Source organism: Pontibacter sp. E15-1 (genome assembly GCF_022601975.1).
Lineage (GTDB): Bacteria > Bacteroidota > Bacteroidia > Cytophagales > Hymenobacteraceae > Pontibacter.
Map to the genome: position 1 here is coordinate 70,699 of NZ_JAKVIR010000011.1, position 17,171 is coordinate 87,869.

Sequence of the window (17,171 nt, forward strand, 5' to 3'; positions counted from 1 at the left end):
TTCAGTAGCATGTTGTCCTCTCCTAAAATGATATCAACAGAGGCCGCGCGTCAGAAATGAATTCCATTTTACCACTATGCCAGAGACAGGACCGAAGCATTACTTTCAGGAGGAGCGCAGCGTTGCAGAGGTAAAATGGGAACTGCTCGGGAAATGCCTGGGGGTATGGAGCAGCAGCCATCTTGCCTTATACCCTCCTGACGCAAACGTGCCGCTTCATTTTATCGATCTCAATGCGGCGGAAGGGTATCATACCGACGCGCTTAACGACCCTATACCATGCAACTGGCTGGCACTCTTTCGCAATACTGTGAAAACGCCGCGGCTGCAGCAGTCTGTCAGGTTCTATCTGGGCTACCCAATGAAACAACCGCTGGAAAACCTACAGGCGCAACTGGCAGAAACGAATGCGTACGAGCTACTTTCCGAGCCTCCTATCCTGTTGCACTCCAGGGAAAACCGGGATTTGCTGGAAGCGGCTTTGGCAGCACAAGAGGCGGCTTTCATCTACATGGATCCCTTCCGTTCAGGCTATGCGCAGAAGATGCTGCTGCAGTCAGGAGACACTGCGCGGCAAACGGAAATGTTGCTGCATTTTACCCCGGACGGAATACGGAAGGCACTTGGCGGTAAAAAAACGGGCAAGGCGCTTGCCGCTTTCTTCGGTGAGCGGATGCGACGCATCAAGGCGTACTGCGGCAGGGAGAAAGACAATGCCCGGCGTGCGCAGTTTATGGCGCAGCACCTCGAAAGCCTTCTCCTCGAAAAAGGACTCAATCCGCTTTTCTTTCCAATATATAAGCCCGGTACTGGTGTCGTGAGCCAATACCTGATTTTTGCCTCTCCCCAGTCGGCACGGTATACCTGTTTCAAGCATCTCATACTTCCCTACACTGATTATCAGCAGGATGGCGTGCCCTTGCTGGCCGCTAACCACGGGCATGACCCGCAACTAGCGCTGTTTTCACATCGCCCCGCCTTTTCTCTGGAGTTGTTGGCAAGCGACCTGGCCTGCGGGGCATCCCGCTTCAAGTTTAAGGCAGTGGAGAAAGTGTACGAGTTACACAGCCCCAACACGCCCTATACCCCAGACAATTACCTGGTGGCCTACGAGCGCCTCCGCGACGCAGGACGCGTGGAATTACTGAACGGCAAAACCATGCAGACTGTCCGGAAGGTCACGTATACCTCGGTCGTCAAGTACCTCTCTTAAAGAGAACGAATCAACCACCCTCCATACTCAGGGAGTGTCTTTCTTCATCGGGGGATTGATCATGATGTGCGCGCCGTGGGTGCCGGGAAACATGATCCAGGGCATGGCGGGTGCTTCGGGTTTTAGGGGCAGGCCGGTGCTTTCGGAAGTAGCGTAGGGGATGTATACCACATACCGCAGATACCCGTCTTTTGCCTCGCCTGTTGCCTGGTCTACAGCCTCATCCTGTGCCGTATACACAAACAGTGTAGAGGGTTGCACGGGCATCGTCAGTTTTCCGCTTTTCACTTCCTGCTCCCGCATGTCGAATATTTCCTTCGATGATTTTCCCGATTTCCTGAGCGCGCGGCCCCGGGCCATAAACGGCTCCAGGTCGCGGTGGTAGCAAGACACCGAAAAGCCTTTCTGCGCCGGATCGTCTGCCAGGCAAATCAGCTCATTCGTCCCTTTCCGCAGCTCCACCAGTTCGCCTTTGGCAGTATACCCATACACGGTTGCGGCCTCGCGCTTATCGGCGGGAGCCGCCAACACGGCACCCCGCACCTGAGCCTCGGCCGATGGAACGGTTGTTTGCGCCTGCGCGCTGAAGGCAAATATGGAAAGTGAGGCAATGGCAAGAATCTTTATCATGGAATAATGGCTGAAGTGTGTACAAATGTGTGTGCATGAGAATGTTGCTACCTTTTACGGCGAAAGTGTCTTTTTGATGAAGCCCTCTATTTCTTATGGTATCAAATGCCGGAAAGCATGGCGCAGGCGCATGATGCGATGCATCCCCTGAATTGCTCTTCCGTGTTTTCCGAAAAATTCTGCTACAAGCTGTGGTGTCTGAACATGAGCTCGGGGATATCGCGGTTATTTCAAAACTTGAACAGCCTTGCTTTCATAGCTTGCTTTGCGCTCCACGCCCGCTGGGGCGCGTTTTTCCGCTCGGCACTGTGTACATTTCCTGCCTAACGGCTGCCACTGACGTGGCACCAGAAATCTACAAGGTGCCTCTCGGAAAAACTGGGAATCATTTTGCCCTGATCTAACTGTACTTCTCCATAACAGAAAAACCTATTTGAAAACAGGTGAACCTACAGCTATTCCCGAGGTCACGTTATCTGAAAAGGCGGCTTCTATCCCTGAAACTTGCATACACTAATCTTATGGGCCATGCCTCCGTAGACTGTCCTAGACTGTTCGCGGCAAAGCATTGTCCGCGCTACACGCTTATTTACCAGTATTCTAAGAATCCACTTTACATGAATCAAGCTTACTTTAGCCCCGGAAACGACTGCCTGCAGGCCATACAGGATAACATTACGGCCACCATGCGCTCTATCAAGATTTGCGTGTTCACAATCAGCGATGACCGCATCACAGAGGCTTTGCTGCGCGCCTGCCACAAGGGGGTGCAGGTGCAACTGCTTACCGATAACAAAAAACTGTATGACCTGGGCTCTGACATCCGTAAACTGGCCGCCGAAGGCATTTCGGTGCGCATAGACCGGACCCACAACCACATGCACCACAAGTTCGCCATATTCGACCAGGAGGCGTTGCTGACTGGCAGCTACAACTGGACGCGCAGCGCCGCAAATTACAACCACGAGAACCTGCTGGTTACCAACCAACCCGATCTCGTAAGTGCTTACCTCCATACCTTCGAGAAGCTTTGGGCAGAGATGGCCGTGTATAAGGTTAAGCGCCCGTAAGTGCGCACGCTAAACTAACGGTTGCCGTGCGCCAGGATAGGGGGCGTATGTATAAATTTCGTAATTGGAAGTGAATTTATACATGCGCTGTGGAACGCCGGGAAGTGGAAATACCGTTAGTTTCCGCTTTTCTCGGGCAGCTTATACCCTTTGCCAGCGTCATCCAGTAGCAGCACCCAATCGTTTCCGGGCCCGTTGGAAGGAGGTATAAAAGTACGGCGCCCGCTGTTGCTGAATTCACCGACCACGGAGGCCTCCCCGGTACGCGGATCATACCAGGCGGCCCTGACGGTTTTACCTGAAATCAACCCCATCCGGACACGGATGGACTTGCCCTGCGTGGTATAAATAAAGGCATAGCTGCGGCCGCGGGTAGCCTGAATTCGCTCGAGCCCTGCGTAAGCGTCTTCCACCAGTCTTTGGTCCGGCACACGCTCCAGCATCGGCCTCGACTCCATTAGTGCCCGCACATAGGTCATTTGCGAAGCGCCGGGTAGGTCAAGCGCTCCCTGCCAGGTATGCACCGGTCCGTTTATACCCTCCCTGTTCTGGTCATACATCTGCCACACGCTGTGGCAGCCATAGGTATGGCCAAAGGCCCCGGCAAACAGATCCTGATAAGCGGCCCGCCGCACATCTGCCGCATCGGAATAGCCATTCTCCCGGGCATTGAAGCACACGGGGTGCGCCTCATAGATGGGCTCTCCGTCCATGGTCGGTTTTACAGGCGTCAGGGTATAATCGTGCGAAATTTTCTCATACACGTCCGCATTGCGGCAATGGCCAGTCTGAAACATATTAAAATCGAGCCAGCCATCCTGATGAAACCAGGTGGAGGAGCCGCCGCCGGATTTAGGCTGCGGGTGAAAAGTCATGAGCACCTTGTCCGGGTTTCCGTCGCCAGCGCCCGCCACAATGCCCGCTGCCATGGACCGCCACACGGCCACGTCCTGCTCGTTGCGGGGCGTGCGGTCGCCGCCCAGTATCCAGATGATCGGTTTGTCTTTATAGCGCCGCCCCACGTATTCGCCGTATACCCGGGCGTTGGCTATGTCAAAAATCTCCGGCCCCACGCCCCACGAATCCCGGTAAAGTTTGTCGCCCCAGGTGGGCAGCATGCCAATGGTCAGGCCAACTTCGGATGCCCTGTTCACAATATAGTCCACGTGCCGGAAATAGGCCTCGTTGGGCTGCGTAGGGTCGTCCTGAAAGAGCGGCACGTCGCCGTATGGGTTTGGGGTGTGCAGGCCATCAAGTTCAGCCAACACCACTGCCTGAATAACGGTGAATCCTTTGGCTGCGCGGTTCTCTAGGTATAGGTTAGCTTCTTCCCGATTCAGCCTATGGAAGAGTTCCCAGGCCGTGTCGGCGAGGTAAAAGAAAGGCGTGCCATCTGCTTTCACCAGAAAGCGCTGGTTGTCGCTCACGCGCAGGTGCTGCGCCGGGGCAGGCAAGGTCAGCAAAACTGAAACCATCAATAAACAGCGTTTAACATATTTAGGAATCATACTTACAGCTGATGATACAGGACAACAGGGCTCGCGAATTGCGTCTGATTTAATTGTTGATTGTTGATTGTTGGATGGTTAAATTGTTAAATAGTAGCATGGTTTATTGGTTGAGAACACAAGGCTTATCTACAATTTTCATCCTCTGTACAGCTACACTCTTTCTCTGTACAACTATTTACGAAACAACAATTTAACAATTCAGCCATATAACAATTCAACCATTTAACAATCAACAATTAATAATATAGCCATTCATAAGAAAAACACCCAAGGCTATACCCATCTCACTTAGCGGCTGGTAGCGCAAAAGCCACGTACTGGTCGCCGGAAGGGCTTCCGATCTTGCCGCCTCCACACGCGATCACCACATACTGCCTGCCGTTCAGCTGGTAGGTGGCTGGGGTGGCATAGCCCGCCGCCGGGAGCTTCGCCTCCCACAGCACCTTGCCGGTCTGCTTGTCGAAAGCCCTTATTTTCTGATCCTTGGTGGCTGCGATAAACACCAGTCCTCCTTGAGTGACCAAGGGACCACCGTAGTTTTCGGTGCCGGTGGGTGGGATGCCTTGCCTGGTCAGTTCCTCATACTCGCCAAGCGGCACCTTCCAGAGCAGTTTGCCGGAGTTCAGATCCACTGCGTTGAGCGTTCCCCAGGGCGGTTTGATGCCAGGGTAGCCGTCTTTGTCCAGGAAGCGGTTATAGCCCGTCATGCGGTAGGGCACCTCATCCATCACGTCCTGACGCGGGTTTTTGCCCCCGGTGGGCTCCTTCGCGCTGGCTGCCGAGGCAGCCAGTTCCGGCGCTTTGTCTTCCGGCTGTTGTAGCAGAAAGTTGACCAACGCCTGCTTCTCCCGCTCGGGTATATACCGGAAAGAGGGCATCATATTTCTTCCATTATCCAGGATGCCCCGTACTTCCTTCTCCCCGTACTTCTCCCCGAGGCTAACCAGGCTAGGATAGGCCGTTCCGTTGCCCTGCAATGCAGTGCCGTGGCAGGAAGCGCAGTGTTTGGCATAGACAACCGGCCCGTTCGGGTGCTGGGTAGCGGCTGCGGAATTCTCCTTCGGCACATCCACCATTGTCAGGGACCAGGGCAACTCAGAACTGTTGACGTACAGTATGCCCGTCGCCACGTCTACCGCGGCCCCACCCCACTCGCCTCCCCCGTCAAACCCCGGAAAGATCCAGGAGCCGTTCTTGCCAGGCGGTGTAAACATCGCGTGGTCCTGCACTTTGGTATACTGGGCCATCATCTCCGCGTGCTTTTCCGGGGTCAGGTCCGTCACCAGCTCGGGGCCAAAGTGCTGGCGGGCAAAAGGCTCCGGCAAGGTAGGGATTGGTTGCGTAGGCCAGGCTTTCTCCCCCGGCAGAGCCGCTGTGGGCACCGGTGTTTCTACGATCGGGAAAATGGGCTTGCCATTGGTCCGGTCGAACAGGAAGACATACCCGTGCTTTGTGATCTGCGCCACGGCATCCACGGCCTTGCCCGCACGCTGAATCGTCACCAGATTGGGATTGGCCGCCAGGTCCCGGTCCCAGAGGTCGTGGTGTACCGTCTGGAAGTGCCATTTATACCCCCCTGTGGCCGCATCCAGGGCAATCAGGCTGTTGGCATACAGGTTCTGTCCTTTGCGCACCCCCCCATAAAAATCCGGGGAGGCGGTGCCTGTGGGCACGTATACGATGCCGCGCCGCTCGTCCAGGGCCATACCCGCCCAGCTGTTGGCACCGCCAATCCTGCGCCAGCTCTCAGGGTTATCCCAGGTATCGTAGCCTGGTTCGCCTGGGTGCGGGATGGTATGGAAAATCCAGCGACGTGCCCCGGTGCGCACATCAAAGGCCCGGATATGGCCCGGCAACGCATCGGCCCCCTCCGAAAGTCGCATCCCCGTGATGTATAAATCTTTGAAAACTACGCCCGGTGTCGTCCCGACGGCATAGGCGTCTGAAGCGTCAAAGTCCAGGTCCAGGTGCTGGCGCAGGTCAATCCAGCCGTGCTGCCCAAAGCCCTTGGCAGGTATACCCGTGCCGGCATCAATTGCATAGAGCCTGGGGCCAACAGCGTACAAGATCCGCTGCTGTTGTCTGTCCTCGCTTTGCCAATAAGCAACGCCTCTGCTCACGTGCATGGCTGGGGTTTCGTCTTCATCTGTGCCAGACACCTTGTAAGGGTCGAAGAGCCACCGCTGCTTGCCGGTAGCCGCGTCCAGGGCGAAGAGCTTTAGCTTTGGCGAGGTGCCATAGAGCACGCCGTTCACCACAATGGGGTTGCACTGCAGCTGCGATCGGTTGTCGGGGTTTTTGTCGTGGGTGCTATAGGTCCAGGCCACTTGCAGTTGCGCCACATTTGCGGTGTTGATGCTGGTGTTGGAGGAGTAGCGGTTGCCGTCAACGCTGCCGGCATAGGTATGCCAGCCGCTGTACCGATCTTCCGCCTGCTGCTGACTTGTATTTGTGTTTCGTGTGCAACCGAAGGCCAGCACTCCGGCGACGGATACCGCCAGCATACCTAGTTTTCGTCTCATGGGCAAATCAAGGATTTATTCTTCCTTCGTATCTTCCCCAACTGCAACCAGGGATAGGCATTAACCCAGAAGGAATATACCTGAAATATAGGAAAATTATTTTATGAAATACGTCTATACCCTGAAGACCAGGCAGTAGTGATACAGCATTCTGCGTACAGCGGCGAGTGATGCGTAAAAGGGGGAATAAAATAATTGCACTTATTTTGAGATATTACTAAACTCTGAAACAAAAGGCCCGTACATATACATGGCTAAAAGTTGAAATTTATTTTTCAAATAAAAAACGAGAACTCTCTGAAATGAGGGGTCTCGTTTTTTATTTATAGCGATTTTTATGAATATGCAGTGCCCTGAACTGCTTTTGTTTAAGACAGTTTTTCTAATCTCCCTTTCCAGAATCAAAATTTAAAGTATGCAGCAAAACAACGACGAGAACACCTGGGATGACGAAAAATACCGGCTGCTGAACGCGCATTTCCGGCAACAGATCAATCAACTTTTGCAGTCGGACCCTTTTCTGGCAAATGCCGCAACAAGCGGGCACCAAATTCAGTTGCAGGATATTGTCTACCGCATGTCGGTGCGTGATCAGGAACTGTGGGCGGAGTTTTTGAAGCTCGACAGGATGAAGCTGGACATGGATATAAAGGCCCACCTGGAAGGTAGCGGCAAACCGTATCATCCCCGCACCCGTTTTGGCGACCATGCCGGGAAAGAAGGCGATGTAGACGAACCCTGGTAGCTTCCTAATTCATAAAGCCGACGCAGGTACACCTCATACATGGCGCGTCCCTGCAAGAAAAAAGCTCTCGCAGGGACGCGCCATATGTATAAATTATCTTTTCCTTTAAGTCAACCGTTTAGACAACCTCAATCAGTAGCCTTTGCTGCCACAGCCTTTTTACTGGAATGCTTCTCCGTGCTGAAATAGAGCCTGAAAGTGGTGCCTTGGTCCTGCTCGCTTTCCACCTCAATCCTGCCGCCAGCGTTATCCATCATGCGCTTGACAATGTAGAGCCCCATGCCCGTGCCATCCACATGGGTATGGAACCGCTTGAAAAGCGTGAAGATTTTGGTCAGGTTGTCTTCACTCATTCCCAGCCCATTGTCCTGCACCGATAGCACGGTATAGTCTCCCTCCTGCGCCGTTTTGATGTAAATCTGCGGTTGCCGGTCCGGAGAGCGGTAGTTGATGGCGTTGCTGATGAGGTTGAACAGGATGCTGTACAGGTTCTTGCGTGAGAACCGGATAGAGCGCACTTCGTCCAGGTCGACATGCAATTGTGCCTTGCTGAGGGTGATGTTCTCCTGAATATTCTGCTTTACGTCTTCCAGCACTTCCTCTAAATCCAGGGATTTTGCGTCGCCATCCACGTCGCGCTGTACTTTGGCGATGTCTGTCAGGTCTTTGATAACGTTCTTGAAGCGGGTGATGGCGTTCTTCACCATGCCAAAAACGGGTTCGGTGGGCATGCCCGGCAGCGGCCCTGCCGTTTTCAGCTGGTCCTCCAATAATAGCACCAACCCCTCTATATTCGCCACCGGGGCCTTCAGGTCGTGAGAAGCGGTATACACAAACGTGTCCAGGTCGGAGTTTACCCGGATCAGGTGCTCGTTGGTGTTCTGCAGTTTCTCCTGAGCCTCCCGCAGGTCCGATAGGTCGATGAACGAGCCCAGCATACGGTAAGGAATCTTATACTCATTGTGCATGATGTATGCCCTGTTGGCCACAAAAGCGTAAGAACCGTCGCGGCGGGCAATCCGGTATTCTCCAGACCACTGGTCTTTACCGTAGTTGATGGCCTGGTTTATACCTTTAACAATGGTTTCGCGGTCGTCGGGGTGTATGAGCGCGAACCATCCCTCTACGCCACCCCCCATGTCGTTTATTTCATACCCCAGAATAGTCGTCAGGCTGTCGCTCCACCATACGCTGTTGTCGGCAAGATTCCAGTCCCACACCACGTCATTGGTTGCCATCGACACCAGTCGGAAACGCTCCTCACTGCTGGTCAGCGCCTGTGTGCGTTCGGCCACCCGGCGCTCCAGTTCATTGTTCAGCCTGATCAGGTTTTCCTCTGCCTTCTTCAGCTCCTCGTAAGCGAGCAGGGTTTTTTCCTCGTTGTCCTTCTTTTCGTTGATGTTGGCCATCGTCACGGCCACGCCGTCGCCCATCTTCACTGCCGAAATCTCATACCAGGCACTTTCCCCGTTGATGTTCATGTGCTGCTCTTTGTGCATGGGTTGGCCCGTCTCCACCACCTGCACCAACTTTTTGAAGAGGCCGCTTCGCCTCAGGAAGCCTGTCTCCTGCTGCACGAGCGTTTCCACCAGCTGTTCCTGCGTCTTCCCGATCAGCTCCTCTGCCTGCTGGTTCAGCAGCATCCACCTAAAGTCAGTCACCTCATGTTCCTCGTTCCGGACAGCCATCAGCGCCATGATACTGTTCAGCGAGCTGTTGACAACCCCCTCCACCACATTGCTAAGCGACTTCAGGGTGGTGATGTTCACAAAAGACACCACAACGCCGTCCTTATTTCCGTCGTGCTTCAGGTAAGGGATTATGCGCATCAGGAAATACTGGCCCTCCATCGTCTCCACCTCCTGCTCTACCTCCTCAGAGGTATTGTTCACTTTCTGGATGGTGTCCTGCAGGTGCGCATACCTCAAGTTGTGCGACAGGTGATGGATAGGCCGCCCCAAATCGCCGTCTATGATGTTGATGATGCTCTTTACCGTCGGCGTGAACTTGCGGATAATCAGCTCATGATCCACAAACAGCTGCCCCACGTTCGAGCTGCGCATGTAATTGTCCAGATCTTCGTTCAGCTCCTGCAGTTCGCGTATTTTGAGTTGGTGCTCTGAGTTTACGGTGTGCAGCTCCTCGTTCAGCGACTGCATCTCCTCGTTGGAGCTTTGTAGTTCCTCGTTTGAAGACATGAGCTCCTCGTTGCTTGACTGGAGCTCCTCGTTGGCGGTACTGAGGTCCTGCACCGTCAGCTGCAGGCTTTCCCGCGCATCCTTCAACTCCGACTCAATAGTCGTCAGTTGTTGGTAATAGTCGGCGTCGGACACCGTATCCAGATCGACCGGCTTAGGGGGGATGTTGACCGGGGCCAGTTCCTGCAGCAGCACCAGCACAATGCGGGGATGCGTCACATCCTCGGAGATAGGCTTAAAAGTCACCTGCACAGCCTTAACCTTAGTCCCTACCCTAATCTGCGACTTGTGCACCACCACCTTTTTGTTTTGCTTCAGTGCCTTCCGGATGCCCACGCTCAATGTCACGGCCAAATCCTCGCTCACCATTTTGAGGAGGTTGAAGTGTAGCCGGTTGTCCGGGAATTTCAGGTAGCGGTTAATTTCGCCGATGCCATGCAGCAGCTGAAAGGTCTCATCCACATACAAACCCGTTACCTTGAAGTCTTCGGTAACAGTGTCCATAAACACTTCGTTGTACTGCGTCATCTGCGGGGCTTTGAATCCGCCGGTCTTTAGTATTGGTTCGATGGGGGGAGAATAATCAGTGATACCATACTGTTGCTTAACGCCGTAGCTTGCCTTGTCCTTACGGTATAGCTTCCATTTTCTGTCTTCCTCCGTAAAGTACACCTTCAATTCGCCGATGTGCTCGCTAGGCCCCAGCATCAGGTACCCCTTCATGTTCAGCGCATACGGGAACAGACCGAGCACCTTGTTCTGCAGGTTGGAGTTCAGGTAGATGAGCATGTTGCGGCACGTGATCAGGTCCATCTTGCTAAAGGGCGGGTCTTTCTGCAGATCGTGCTGCGCGAAGATCACCATCTTCCGGATCTCTTCGGTAAGGGCATAACTTGTGCCCTGCGGGCGAAAGAAACGCTCAAACCGTTCTTTCGTCATGTCGGCGGCAATCGTTGCCGGGAACACAGCCTTGGAGGCTTTCGTGATGGCGCGCTGGTCGATGTCGGTGGCAAAAAGCTTGACAAGCGGCTCGCGCCCCATTCTTTTATAGGCCTCCCAGAAAAGCATGGCAAGGGAATAGACTTCCTCGCCGGTGCTGCAGGCGGTTACCCATACCTTCACGGGCTCGTCTGGGGCTTTGTCTGCTATGATTTTCGGGATCACCTCGCGCTCAAACAGGTCAAAGGCCTCTTTGTCGCGGAAGAACTTGGTCACATTGATAAAAAACTCCTGGCAGAGCTGTTTTACCTCGGCAGGGTGCTGCTGCAAATACTCATAATACTTTGGCAGATCGTTTATCCGGAGTTGCCCCATCCGTTTCTGTATCCTGCGGTTGAGGGTGGCTTTTTTATAGTCGCTAAAATCGGTTTTGGTATGGATGCACACAAGGTCCAGAATCTCCTTTAGGGTTTCATCCTCATATTCCTCGCTTCCTGGCTCATGCACAGCCTGTACCAGTGGCACTTTCTTCGTATAGTTGATGATCTCCTCCGGCATCTTTTCCGGTGACAGGACATAGTCTGCATGGCCTGCTTCTATCGCGCTGCGCGGCATGCCGTCGAACTTGGCCGTGCCAGGATCCTGAACCACCACCATGCCTCCAGCCTCTTTTATCGCTTTTATACCTTTAGTCCCGTCCGTGCCAGTGCCAGAGAGCACGACTCCGATGGCACATTGGCCCCGGTCTTTGGCCAGAGAGGCAAAGAAAAGGTCGATGGCAAAGTTCGGCTCACGGTTGCGCTCCTTGTGGGCCAGCCGCAGCCGTCCGTGCTCAAGGGTAAGTTGCTTGCCGCTGGGCAGCACATACACACAGTTGGGCCTGGTGTGCATCTTGTCCTCCGCCTCCCGCACCTGCATGCGCGTGTGCTTGGTGAGCAGCTCCGCCATCAGGCTCTTATGGTCTGGCGACAGGTGCTGAATGATGACAAAGGAAAAACTGGAGTTGTTTGGAAAATGGTCGAATAGGGTATGGATGGCCTCCAGGCCGCCTGCAGAGGCACCTATACCCACCAGGTAATGGTCTGCGGGGCGTACAGGGCTCGTCTTTTTCTGCGTCTGCATCTTTTTTTCCATGCTGCGAAATGCTTTTTTCAGGCTCACACCTTTCCCAAAGCTAGTATTTTTCCTTGATTATCTTTTCCAGTACAGCGCTTCGAAGCACTTCAGCAGCGTCCAGCACTTCAGGCTCCCAGGGCAGGGAGGTAAATTTCACCGTTTCCTGGTAGGTGGCAAAAGAATTGCGCGGGTGGTAGCTTTTTCCGTCTGCTTCCATCTGGATCGCCTGGTTCGGGTTCCCTCCCCAACTCACTGTCTGAAGCACTTCCGGCCGGAACCCCAGGATATATTCTCCCTGGTCGGCGTTAATAGCAAGTGCAATCAGGCCACTGGCCAGTTCTTTATACTCCTGGCTCTGCGCGTATTGGTGCGGAAGCCTGTCGGTGGCGATGAGCTTGTCTGACTTGTTGCGGCGCAGCCAGCCCGCCAATTTCTTCAGTTCCTCCTTGTCAGGGGTTTCGCCACTCGTCCATACGTTGCCGTCGTACAGCACAGCGGCCCCCGTGAGGCCAAGCAACTGCAGGATGTTGGGAGAGCCGCTTAACAGCCCGTCCGTGAAGCTGGCTCCCCGGTAAAGCTGCTCGAGCAGTTGGGCATGGATGCTGTGCAACCCGGCCCTGAGCAGGATAGTCTTTTCGCGCTCCTTGCCAGCCAGTTGCGCCGAGATGATGCCCGAGAGCAGTTCGAGGGAAGAGCGCTGCTCGTAGTTCAGGCATATGGGCGTTTTATTGTGGCACGACACAAGCCCCCACAGTTTGTTCTCAATAATGAGCGGCAGCGACATAGAGGCCATCACGTTGAGGTTTGCCAGGTACTCCAGATGCACGGTGGCCACACTCCGCAGATTGCAGTCAGACAGGTCGGTGAAGCGCTGCGTCATCGGGTTAATGATCGGGATCAGGCGCACCGGTTCATACGATCGTGTCGGGATCAGGCGGTATGGGTTGCTGAAGTACAGGTCGCGGGCCTGCTTGGGCACGTCGGAGGCCGGGAAGCGCAAATCCATGTAATCGTCCATGTCCGGCTCCTTGGCCTGGGCAATCACGATGCCGTTCCACTGCGGGTCGAACTGGTAGAGCAGCACCCGGTCGAAACTCGTCAGCTTCTTGACTTCCGTCGCCGCGATGTCCGCCACTTCCTGGGTTGTGCCGGCTTGCTTGAGCAGCCCCGTCACGTACTTGATTTGCTGGTATAGCCCGATGAAGGACGCCTCGGTGGAATCGGGGTCGTTTTCCTCCAGTTCAACGAGCACATACGCTTCTTTAGGGTGCACCAGGGCCGTGAAGTGCTTTGGCTGCCCCTGCAGTAAAAACGTCAGGCTGAAGGGGATTTTGTCTTTAAAGCCCTGGCTCTCGACCTTTGCTTTCAGATCGCTGTACTGGTTTTCAGGCAAAAACTGCGACAGGGGCTTCTCAAGCAGAGAATCCATCTCCATAGAAAAGTGCTGCACCACATTCTCACTCGCTTGCATAATGCGCAGGTCCACCGTGTCAAGCACAAGCAGCACGCCATGCGGCTGAATAAGGTTTACGAGGTGCAATGGAATGCTTCCGCAAAACTCAGAATCGTAGTTCTTATCCATTGTTACGTTAACCGTAGCCGTAGTTTTCTCCATCTGAAATCAGTTTTAAACGCCCCATCGGCGCATGTTCTCGATATAGGGTGCTACTGACCAACAAATCCCCTTGCAAGAAGCTGGTCAATTAGCCCAAAGTGTCTGTATGTGCCTTTCATGGTGTTTCATGCAACAGCCTGTCATACAGCGGGATCAAATCCACGAAACATTGCTTTTGCTGCGTACAAATCACCAAACAATTCTGGCAGCCCAAGGTTTTACAAATTTTTGTGCTCCCAATTCAAATTTAAGGGATATTCATATGGTTTCAAGCATTTCATATTACAAACAGACGATAAAAAATTAACCCGGATGGCAGCTTCACGGCATTGCCTGTGCGAGGCATGGAAAGGAGTAACAGCGGCGGCGCACCCGCCTCAAGTATGCCTTTCGGGCAGACTGTGTTCTGAAAGCCCGGGGAAAGTAGTTTTTGATTTTTCAGGTTCCTGGAAGACTGTATATCGAATCGTATTATTTCTGCTGTTATACCCTCATTTTGCTTTATATTTGTGTAACGCATCATCCAAAAAAACGTGCGGTATGCACTTGAAAGAGCTTTATGCATCTGATTTTTATGTGATAAGGCTTGATGAAGCCCATGAAATCATCAAAGCCAGATGGCTTAGACCTGTGAGCTTTGAGGAGATGAAGACGGGTGGCACCCAACTGTATGTGGCTTTAATGCATACGCAGGCAGCGCGCGTGGTGGCAAACGCGCAACTGCTCGGTTCCCCTGACGCCGTGACGAAAGAGTGGATGTCTGCTGAGTTTTACAAACTGCTTTTCCAGACAAGCCTGAAGATGATCGCACGTGTGCTGCCGGACAATGTGTTCTCAAAAATTGCCTTAGAGTCTGTGGCAACCCGAGCGGAAGCGTTGGGCATTACGAGCTTCCGCGTACGGAATTTCCTGGAGCAGGAGGCGGCAGAAGCCTGGCTTGCTTCGGAAACCTGCCGGGGGGTATAAACCTGCCGGGTATAAACAGAAACACTAAATGAGCAGCATAGCCATCCCATTGCCCACGCTCACTAACGTTTAGTGAAAGATTTGCTTCATGGAAAAACAAGTATGAATGACACGACACCGGAGCTCCGAACCGTAGAGGTGACACGCTATGTAACCCCCTTGCGTGAGGGAGGTTCTTTGCCCGCTCTTGTGGAGGCTGACGATGAGTTCCTGTATGTGCTCAAGTTCAGGGGCGCGGGGCAGGGCATCAAAGCCCTGATTGCCGAGCTACTTGCCGGCGAGATTGCCCGCACGCTCGGGTTTAAGGTGCCAGAGCTGGTGTTTGCCACGCTGGATGAGGCGTTCGGCCGCACCGAGCCTGACGAGGAAATACAGGACCTGCTCCGGGCCAGCGAGGGCCTCAACCTGGCGCTGCACTATCTCTCCGGGGCGATCACGTACGATGCACTGGTGACGCGGGTGGATGCCAAGCTTGCGTCTCAAATAGTGTGGCTCGATTGCCTGGTCACCAACGTAGACCGCACGCCCCGCAACACAAACATGCTGATGTGGCACAAGGAATTGTGGCTGATCGACCATGGGGCTTCCCTTTATTTCCATCATGCAGGGTATAACTGGGAAGAGCAGGCCAAACGTCCCTTCGTGCAGGTGAAAGACCATGTCCTGCTCCCGTGGGCCTCCGCCCTGGACACTGTAGACAAGGAATTCCGAAGCCTCCTGCCCCCCGAGCGCATTCGCGCCATTGTCGCGCTCATACCGGAAGAGTGGCTGCAAACCATCGACTCCCCTTTTGAAACAGTAACGGAGCACCGTGAAGTCTACGCGAAGTTTCTGGACACGCGCATCGCGCATTCCGACGTATTCCTAAAAGAAGCCCAACATGCAAGAGAAGCACTTATTTGAGTACGCCGTTATACGGGTGGTGCCTTGCGTGGAGCGGGAAGAGTTTGTCAACGTCGGGGTGATTTTATACTGCGCAACAGGCCGATTTCTAAAAACCGTTTACCACTTGGATGAAACGCGCCTCACAGCCTTTTCGGCCGCTTTGGATGTAGCCGAACTGCAGGAAAGACTGCACGCCTTTGAGCAAATTTGCGCGGGCGGGAAAGTCGGGGGCACGATCGGGAACCTGCCCATTGCCTCACGCTTCCGGTGGCTGACTGCTACCCGCAGCACGGTGGTGCAAACGTCGCCGGTCCACCCGGGCCTTTGCACAGATGCGGAAGCCACGCTCCAGCACTTGTTCAAACAATTGGTGATGTAAAAGTGATTGGAGGCGAGTTACCTTGTTTAATTCAGGATAGATTGATCCTGTATAAATTTATCCTGTATAAACTCACCTTTTTTAAGCTGCAAATGAGTGCTTGAAGAAGCAAATTCGCAGGCACTTTTATACCGAAACCTGCCCCATACCATTTACGGCGCTGATGTTGTCCTGCACCCTGGAGTGAATCACGTCTTTCCTGTCGCGCAGTGGGCCTCCCTCCTTCCCCGTGAACACCGCCTTTATCTCCGCCAGTATCGAAAGTGCTATTTCCTCGGCGGTCTCAGCTCCGATGTCTAAGCCTGTGGGGCCGTGGATCGGCTCTTGCTGGGCATTCGTGACGTTCATACCCTCTTCTTTCAACTCCTCCAGCATGCGGTCCAGCTTTTTCTTGGGGCCAAGTGTGCCCACATACGGCAGCTGCAGCGGGAGTAGTTGCCGAAGCATGGCCAGGTCGTAGTTGTAATTGTGCGTCATCAGCACAAAAGCAGTTCGCTTATCGATGGAAACCTGTGTAAGCACCTGCTCAGGCTTTGAGACAAGCACCTGCGCGGCCTCCGGAAAACGCGCAGCTGTTGCGTAGTTTGCTCTCCCGTCAACTACCGTGCATTGCCAACCCAGCACCGTGGCCATTTGCACTAATGGGATTGCATCGTTTCCGGCCCCTACCACCACCAGCGAAACAGCCGGAAGCAATGCCTCTAAAAACCCCGTCAGTTGCTGCGCCCCGGTATACATGGCTATCCGCGACATGCCCGACTGAAGCACCTGGCGCGCCTCAGAAACGAGTGTCGTTTGCAGGCCACTGTCCGGGGCGGTCCTACCCATCACCTGGCCCTGTTCGTCCATCAAAAAACATGTTCCCACCTGAGTCGTTTTTTTGTGCTCCAACGAGAATAACGTAACCAGCACAGCAGACTGCCTGCGTTGCAGATAGGATTTCAGCAATTGTATGGGATGGCTGGGGGCGTCGCTATCGATGGGCTCAATCAGGATCTGAATCACACCGTTGCAGCCCAGGCCCACCCCTAGCTTCGCATCGTCCTCATCAGTGGTATCGTAGGTCACGAGCATGGCCCGTTGCTGCGCCATCACCAGGCGGGCTTTGCGCAGCGCGTCCCCCTCAAGGCAACCGCCGCTGATGGCCCCCGTCAGCTGTCCGTCTTCTGTTACGAGCATGCGGGCGCCAGGTCGCCGGTACGACGAGCCCTGCACGTGCACGACTGTTGCCAGGGCCGTCTGTTTCCCTTCCTGCTGCGCCACGTCAAAGGCGGATACGATGTCCTGTATTTCTTTCATCTTGGTTTTAAACAGAGCAGAAGAGACTGCCATAGGTATGAGCAGTCTCTTCTGATGCCAGTTTTCAATTAGTGCAAGTTTAA

Annotated in this window: 12 protein-coding genes; 6 read left to right on the forward strand and 6 right to left on the reverse strand. The window is 54.0% G+C overall.

Annotated features, from left to right (window positions below; genetic code table 11):
• Positions 1 to 76: 76 nt before the first annotated feature.
• Complete coding sequence (locus tag MKJ04_RS09270) at positions 77 to 1,213, forward strand: hypothetical protein (protein WP_241641329.1); 1,137 nt, start codon at positions 77 to 79, stop codon at positions 1,211 to 1,213.
• 27 nt (positions 1,214 to 1,240) lie between these two features.
• On the opposite strand, the gene MKJ04_RS09275 is transcribed toward MKJ04_RS09270, so the two are convergent.
• Positions 1,241 to 1,843, reverse strand: a complete 603-nt coding sequence (locus tag MKJ04_RS09275; protein WP_241641330.1) for a hypothetical protein — start codon at positions 1,841 to 1,843, stop codon at positions 1,241 to 1,243.
• A 617-nt stretch (positions 1,844 to 2,460) separates the two neighbouring features.
• Here MKJ04_RS09275 and MKJ04_RS09280 point away from each other — a divergent pair.
• Positions 2,461 to 2,913, forward strand: coding sequence for a phospholipase D-like domain-containing protein (locus MKJ04_RS09280; protein ID WP_241641331.1), 453 nt, complete (start codon positions 2,461 to 2,463; stop codon positions 2,911 to 2,913).
• A 116-nt stretch (positions 2,914 to 3,029) separates the two neighbouring features.
• Here MKJ04_RS09280 and MKJ04_RS09285 read toward each other — a convergent pair whose 3' ends face one another.
• Positions 3,030 to 4,388 (reverse strand): glycoside hydrolase family 140 protein, encoded by a 1,359-nt coding sequence (locus MKJ04_RS09285; protein WP_241641332.1) that lies wholly within the window; start codon positions 4,386 to 4,388, stop codon positions 3,030 to 3,032.
• Positions 4,389 to 4,708: 320 nt separating this feature from the next.
• Positions 4,709 to 6,946 carry a PQQ-binding-like beta-propeller repeat protein gene (locus MKJ04_RS09290; protein WP_241641333.1) on the reverse strand — a complete coding sequence of 746 codons (2,238 nt, stop codon included), beginning with the start codon at positions 6,944 to 6,946 and terminating at the stop codon, positions 4,709 to 4,711.
• Between the two features lie 415 nt (positions 6,947 to 7,361).
• Between MKJ04_RS09290 and MKJ04_RS09295 the strand changes: the two genes are divergently transcribed.
• A complete protein-coding gene (locus tag MKJ04_RS09295) occupies positions 7,362 to 7,691 on the forward strand; it encodes a hypothetical protein (protein ID WP_241641334.1) in 330 nt (109 codons plus the stop codon).
• A 128-nt stretch (positions 7,692 to 7,819) separates the two neighbouring features.
• Here MKJ04_RS09295 and MKJ04_RS09300 read toward each other — a convergent pair whose 3' ends face one another.
• Together MKJ04_RS09300 and MKJ04_RS09305 are read right to left on the reverse strand one after the other, a co-directional pair.
• On the reverse strand, positions 7,820 to 11,962 hold the full coding sequence (locus MKJ04_RS09300) for a chemotaxis protein CheB (protein ID WP_241641335.1): 4,143 nt from the start codon (positions 11,960 to 11,962) through the stop codon (positions 7,820 to 7,822).
• A 40-nt stretch (positions 11,963 to 12,002) separates the two neighbouring features.
• Complete coding sequence (locus MKJ04_RS09305; protein WP_241641336.1) at positions 12,003 to 13,559, reverse strand: GAF domain-containing protein; 1,557 nt, start codon at positions 13,557 to 13,559, stop codon at positions 12,003 to 12,005.
• Positions 13,560 to 14,099: 540 nt separating this feature from the next.
• Here MKJ04_RS09305 and MKJ04_RS09310 point away from each other — a divergent pair.
• The 3 genes from MKJ04_RS09310 to MKJ04_RS09320 all read left to right on the forward strand — a co-directional run bounded on the left by MKJ04_RS09310 (position 14,100) and on the right by MKJ04_RS09320 (position 15,789).
• A complete protein-coding gene (locus MKJ04_RS09310) occupies positions 14,100 to 14,525 on the forward strand; it encodes a hypothetical protein (RefSeq protein ID WP_241641337.1) in 426 nt (141 codons plus the stop codon).
• 102 nt (positions 14,526 to 14,627) lie between these two features.
• On the forward strand, positions 14,628 to 15,428 hold the full coding sequence (locus MKJ04_RS09315) for a HipA family kinase (RefSeq protein ID WP_241641338.1): 801 nt from the start codon (positions 14,628 to 14,630) through the stop codon (positions 15,426 to 15,428).
• Complete coding sequence (locus tag MKJ04_RS09320; RefSeq protein WP_241641339.1) at positions 15,406 to 15,789, forward strand: DUF3037 domain-containing protein; 384 nt, start codon at positions 15,406 to 15,408, stop codon at positions 15,787 to 15,789. The genes MKJ04_RS09315 and MKJ04_RS09320 overlap by 23 nt, the downstream gene beginning before the upstream one ends.
• A 126-nt stretch (positions 15,790 to 15,915) precedes the next feature.
• Here the strand turns inward: MKJ04_RS09320 and MKJ04_RS09325 are convergent, their stop codons facing one another.
• Positions 15,916 to 17,088 carry an XdhC family protein gene (locus MKJ04_RS09325; RefSeq protein ID WP_241641340.1) on the reverse strand — a complete coding sequence of 391 codons (1,173 nt, stop codon included), beginning with the start codon at positions 17,086 to 17,088 and terminating at the stop codon, positions 15,916 to 15,918.
• Positions 17,089 to 17,171: the final 83 nt, after the last annotated feature.

What these genes read in the sequence shown, in the direction of transcription:
- MKJ04_RS09270 (WP_241641329.1), top strand. Translation starts at nt 77, where the DNA reads ATGCCAGAGACAGGACCGAAGCATTACTTTCAGGAGGAGCGCAGCGTT.
- MKJ04_RS09275 (WP_241641330.1), bottom strand. Translation starts at nt 1,843, where the DNA reads ATGATAAAGATTCTTGCCATTGCCTCACTTTCCATATTTGCCTTCAGC.
- MKJ04_RS09280 (WP_241641331.1), top strand. Translation starts at nt 2,461, where the DNA reads ATGAATCAAGCTTACTTTAGCCCCGGAAACGACTGCCTGCAGGCCATA.
- MKJ04_RS09285 (WP_241641332.1), bottom strand. Translation starts at nt 4,388, where the DNA reads ATGGTTTCAGTTTTGCTGACCTTGCCTGCCCCGGCGCAGCACCTGCGC.
- MKJ04_RS09290 (WP_241641333.1), bottom strand. Translation starts at nt 6,946, where the DNA reads ATGAGACGAAAACTAGGTATGCTGGCGGTATCCGTCGCCGGAGTGCTG.
- MKJ04_RS09295 (WP_241641334.1), top strand. Translation starts at nt 7,362, where the DNA reads ATGCAGCAAAACAACGACGAGAACACCTGGGATGACGAAAAATACCGG.
- MKJ04_RS09300 (WP_241641335.1), bottom strand. Translation starts at nt 11,962, where the DNA reads ATGGAAAAAAAGATGCAGACGCAGAAAAAGACGAGCCCTGTACGCCCC.
- MKJ04_RS09305 (WP_241641336.1), bottom strand. Translation starts at nt 13,559, where the DNA reads ATGGAGAAAACTACGGCTACGGTTAACGTAACAATGGATAAGAACTAC.
- MKJ04_RS09310 (WP_241641337.1), top strand. Translation starts at nt 14,100, where the DNA reads ATGCACTTGAAAGAGCTTTATGCATCTGATTTTTATGTGATAAGGCTT.
- MKJ04_RS09315 (WP_241641338.1), top strand. Translation starts at nt 14,628, where the DNA reads ATGAATGACACGACACCGGAGCTCCGAACCGTAGAGGTGACACGCTAT.
- MKJ04_RS09320 (WP_241641339.1), top strand. Translation starts at nt 15,406, where the DNA reads ATGCAAGAGAAGCACTTATTTGAGTACGCCGTTATACGGGTGGTGCCT.
- MKJ04_RS09325 (WP_241641340.1), bottom strand. Translation starts at nt 17,088, where the DNA reads ATGAAAGAAATACAGGACATCGTATCCGCCTTTGACGTGGCGCAGCAG.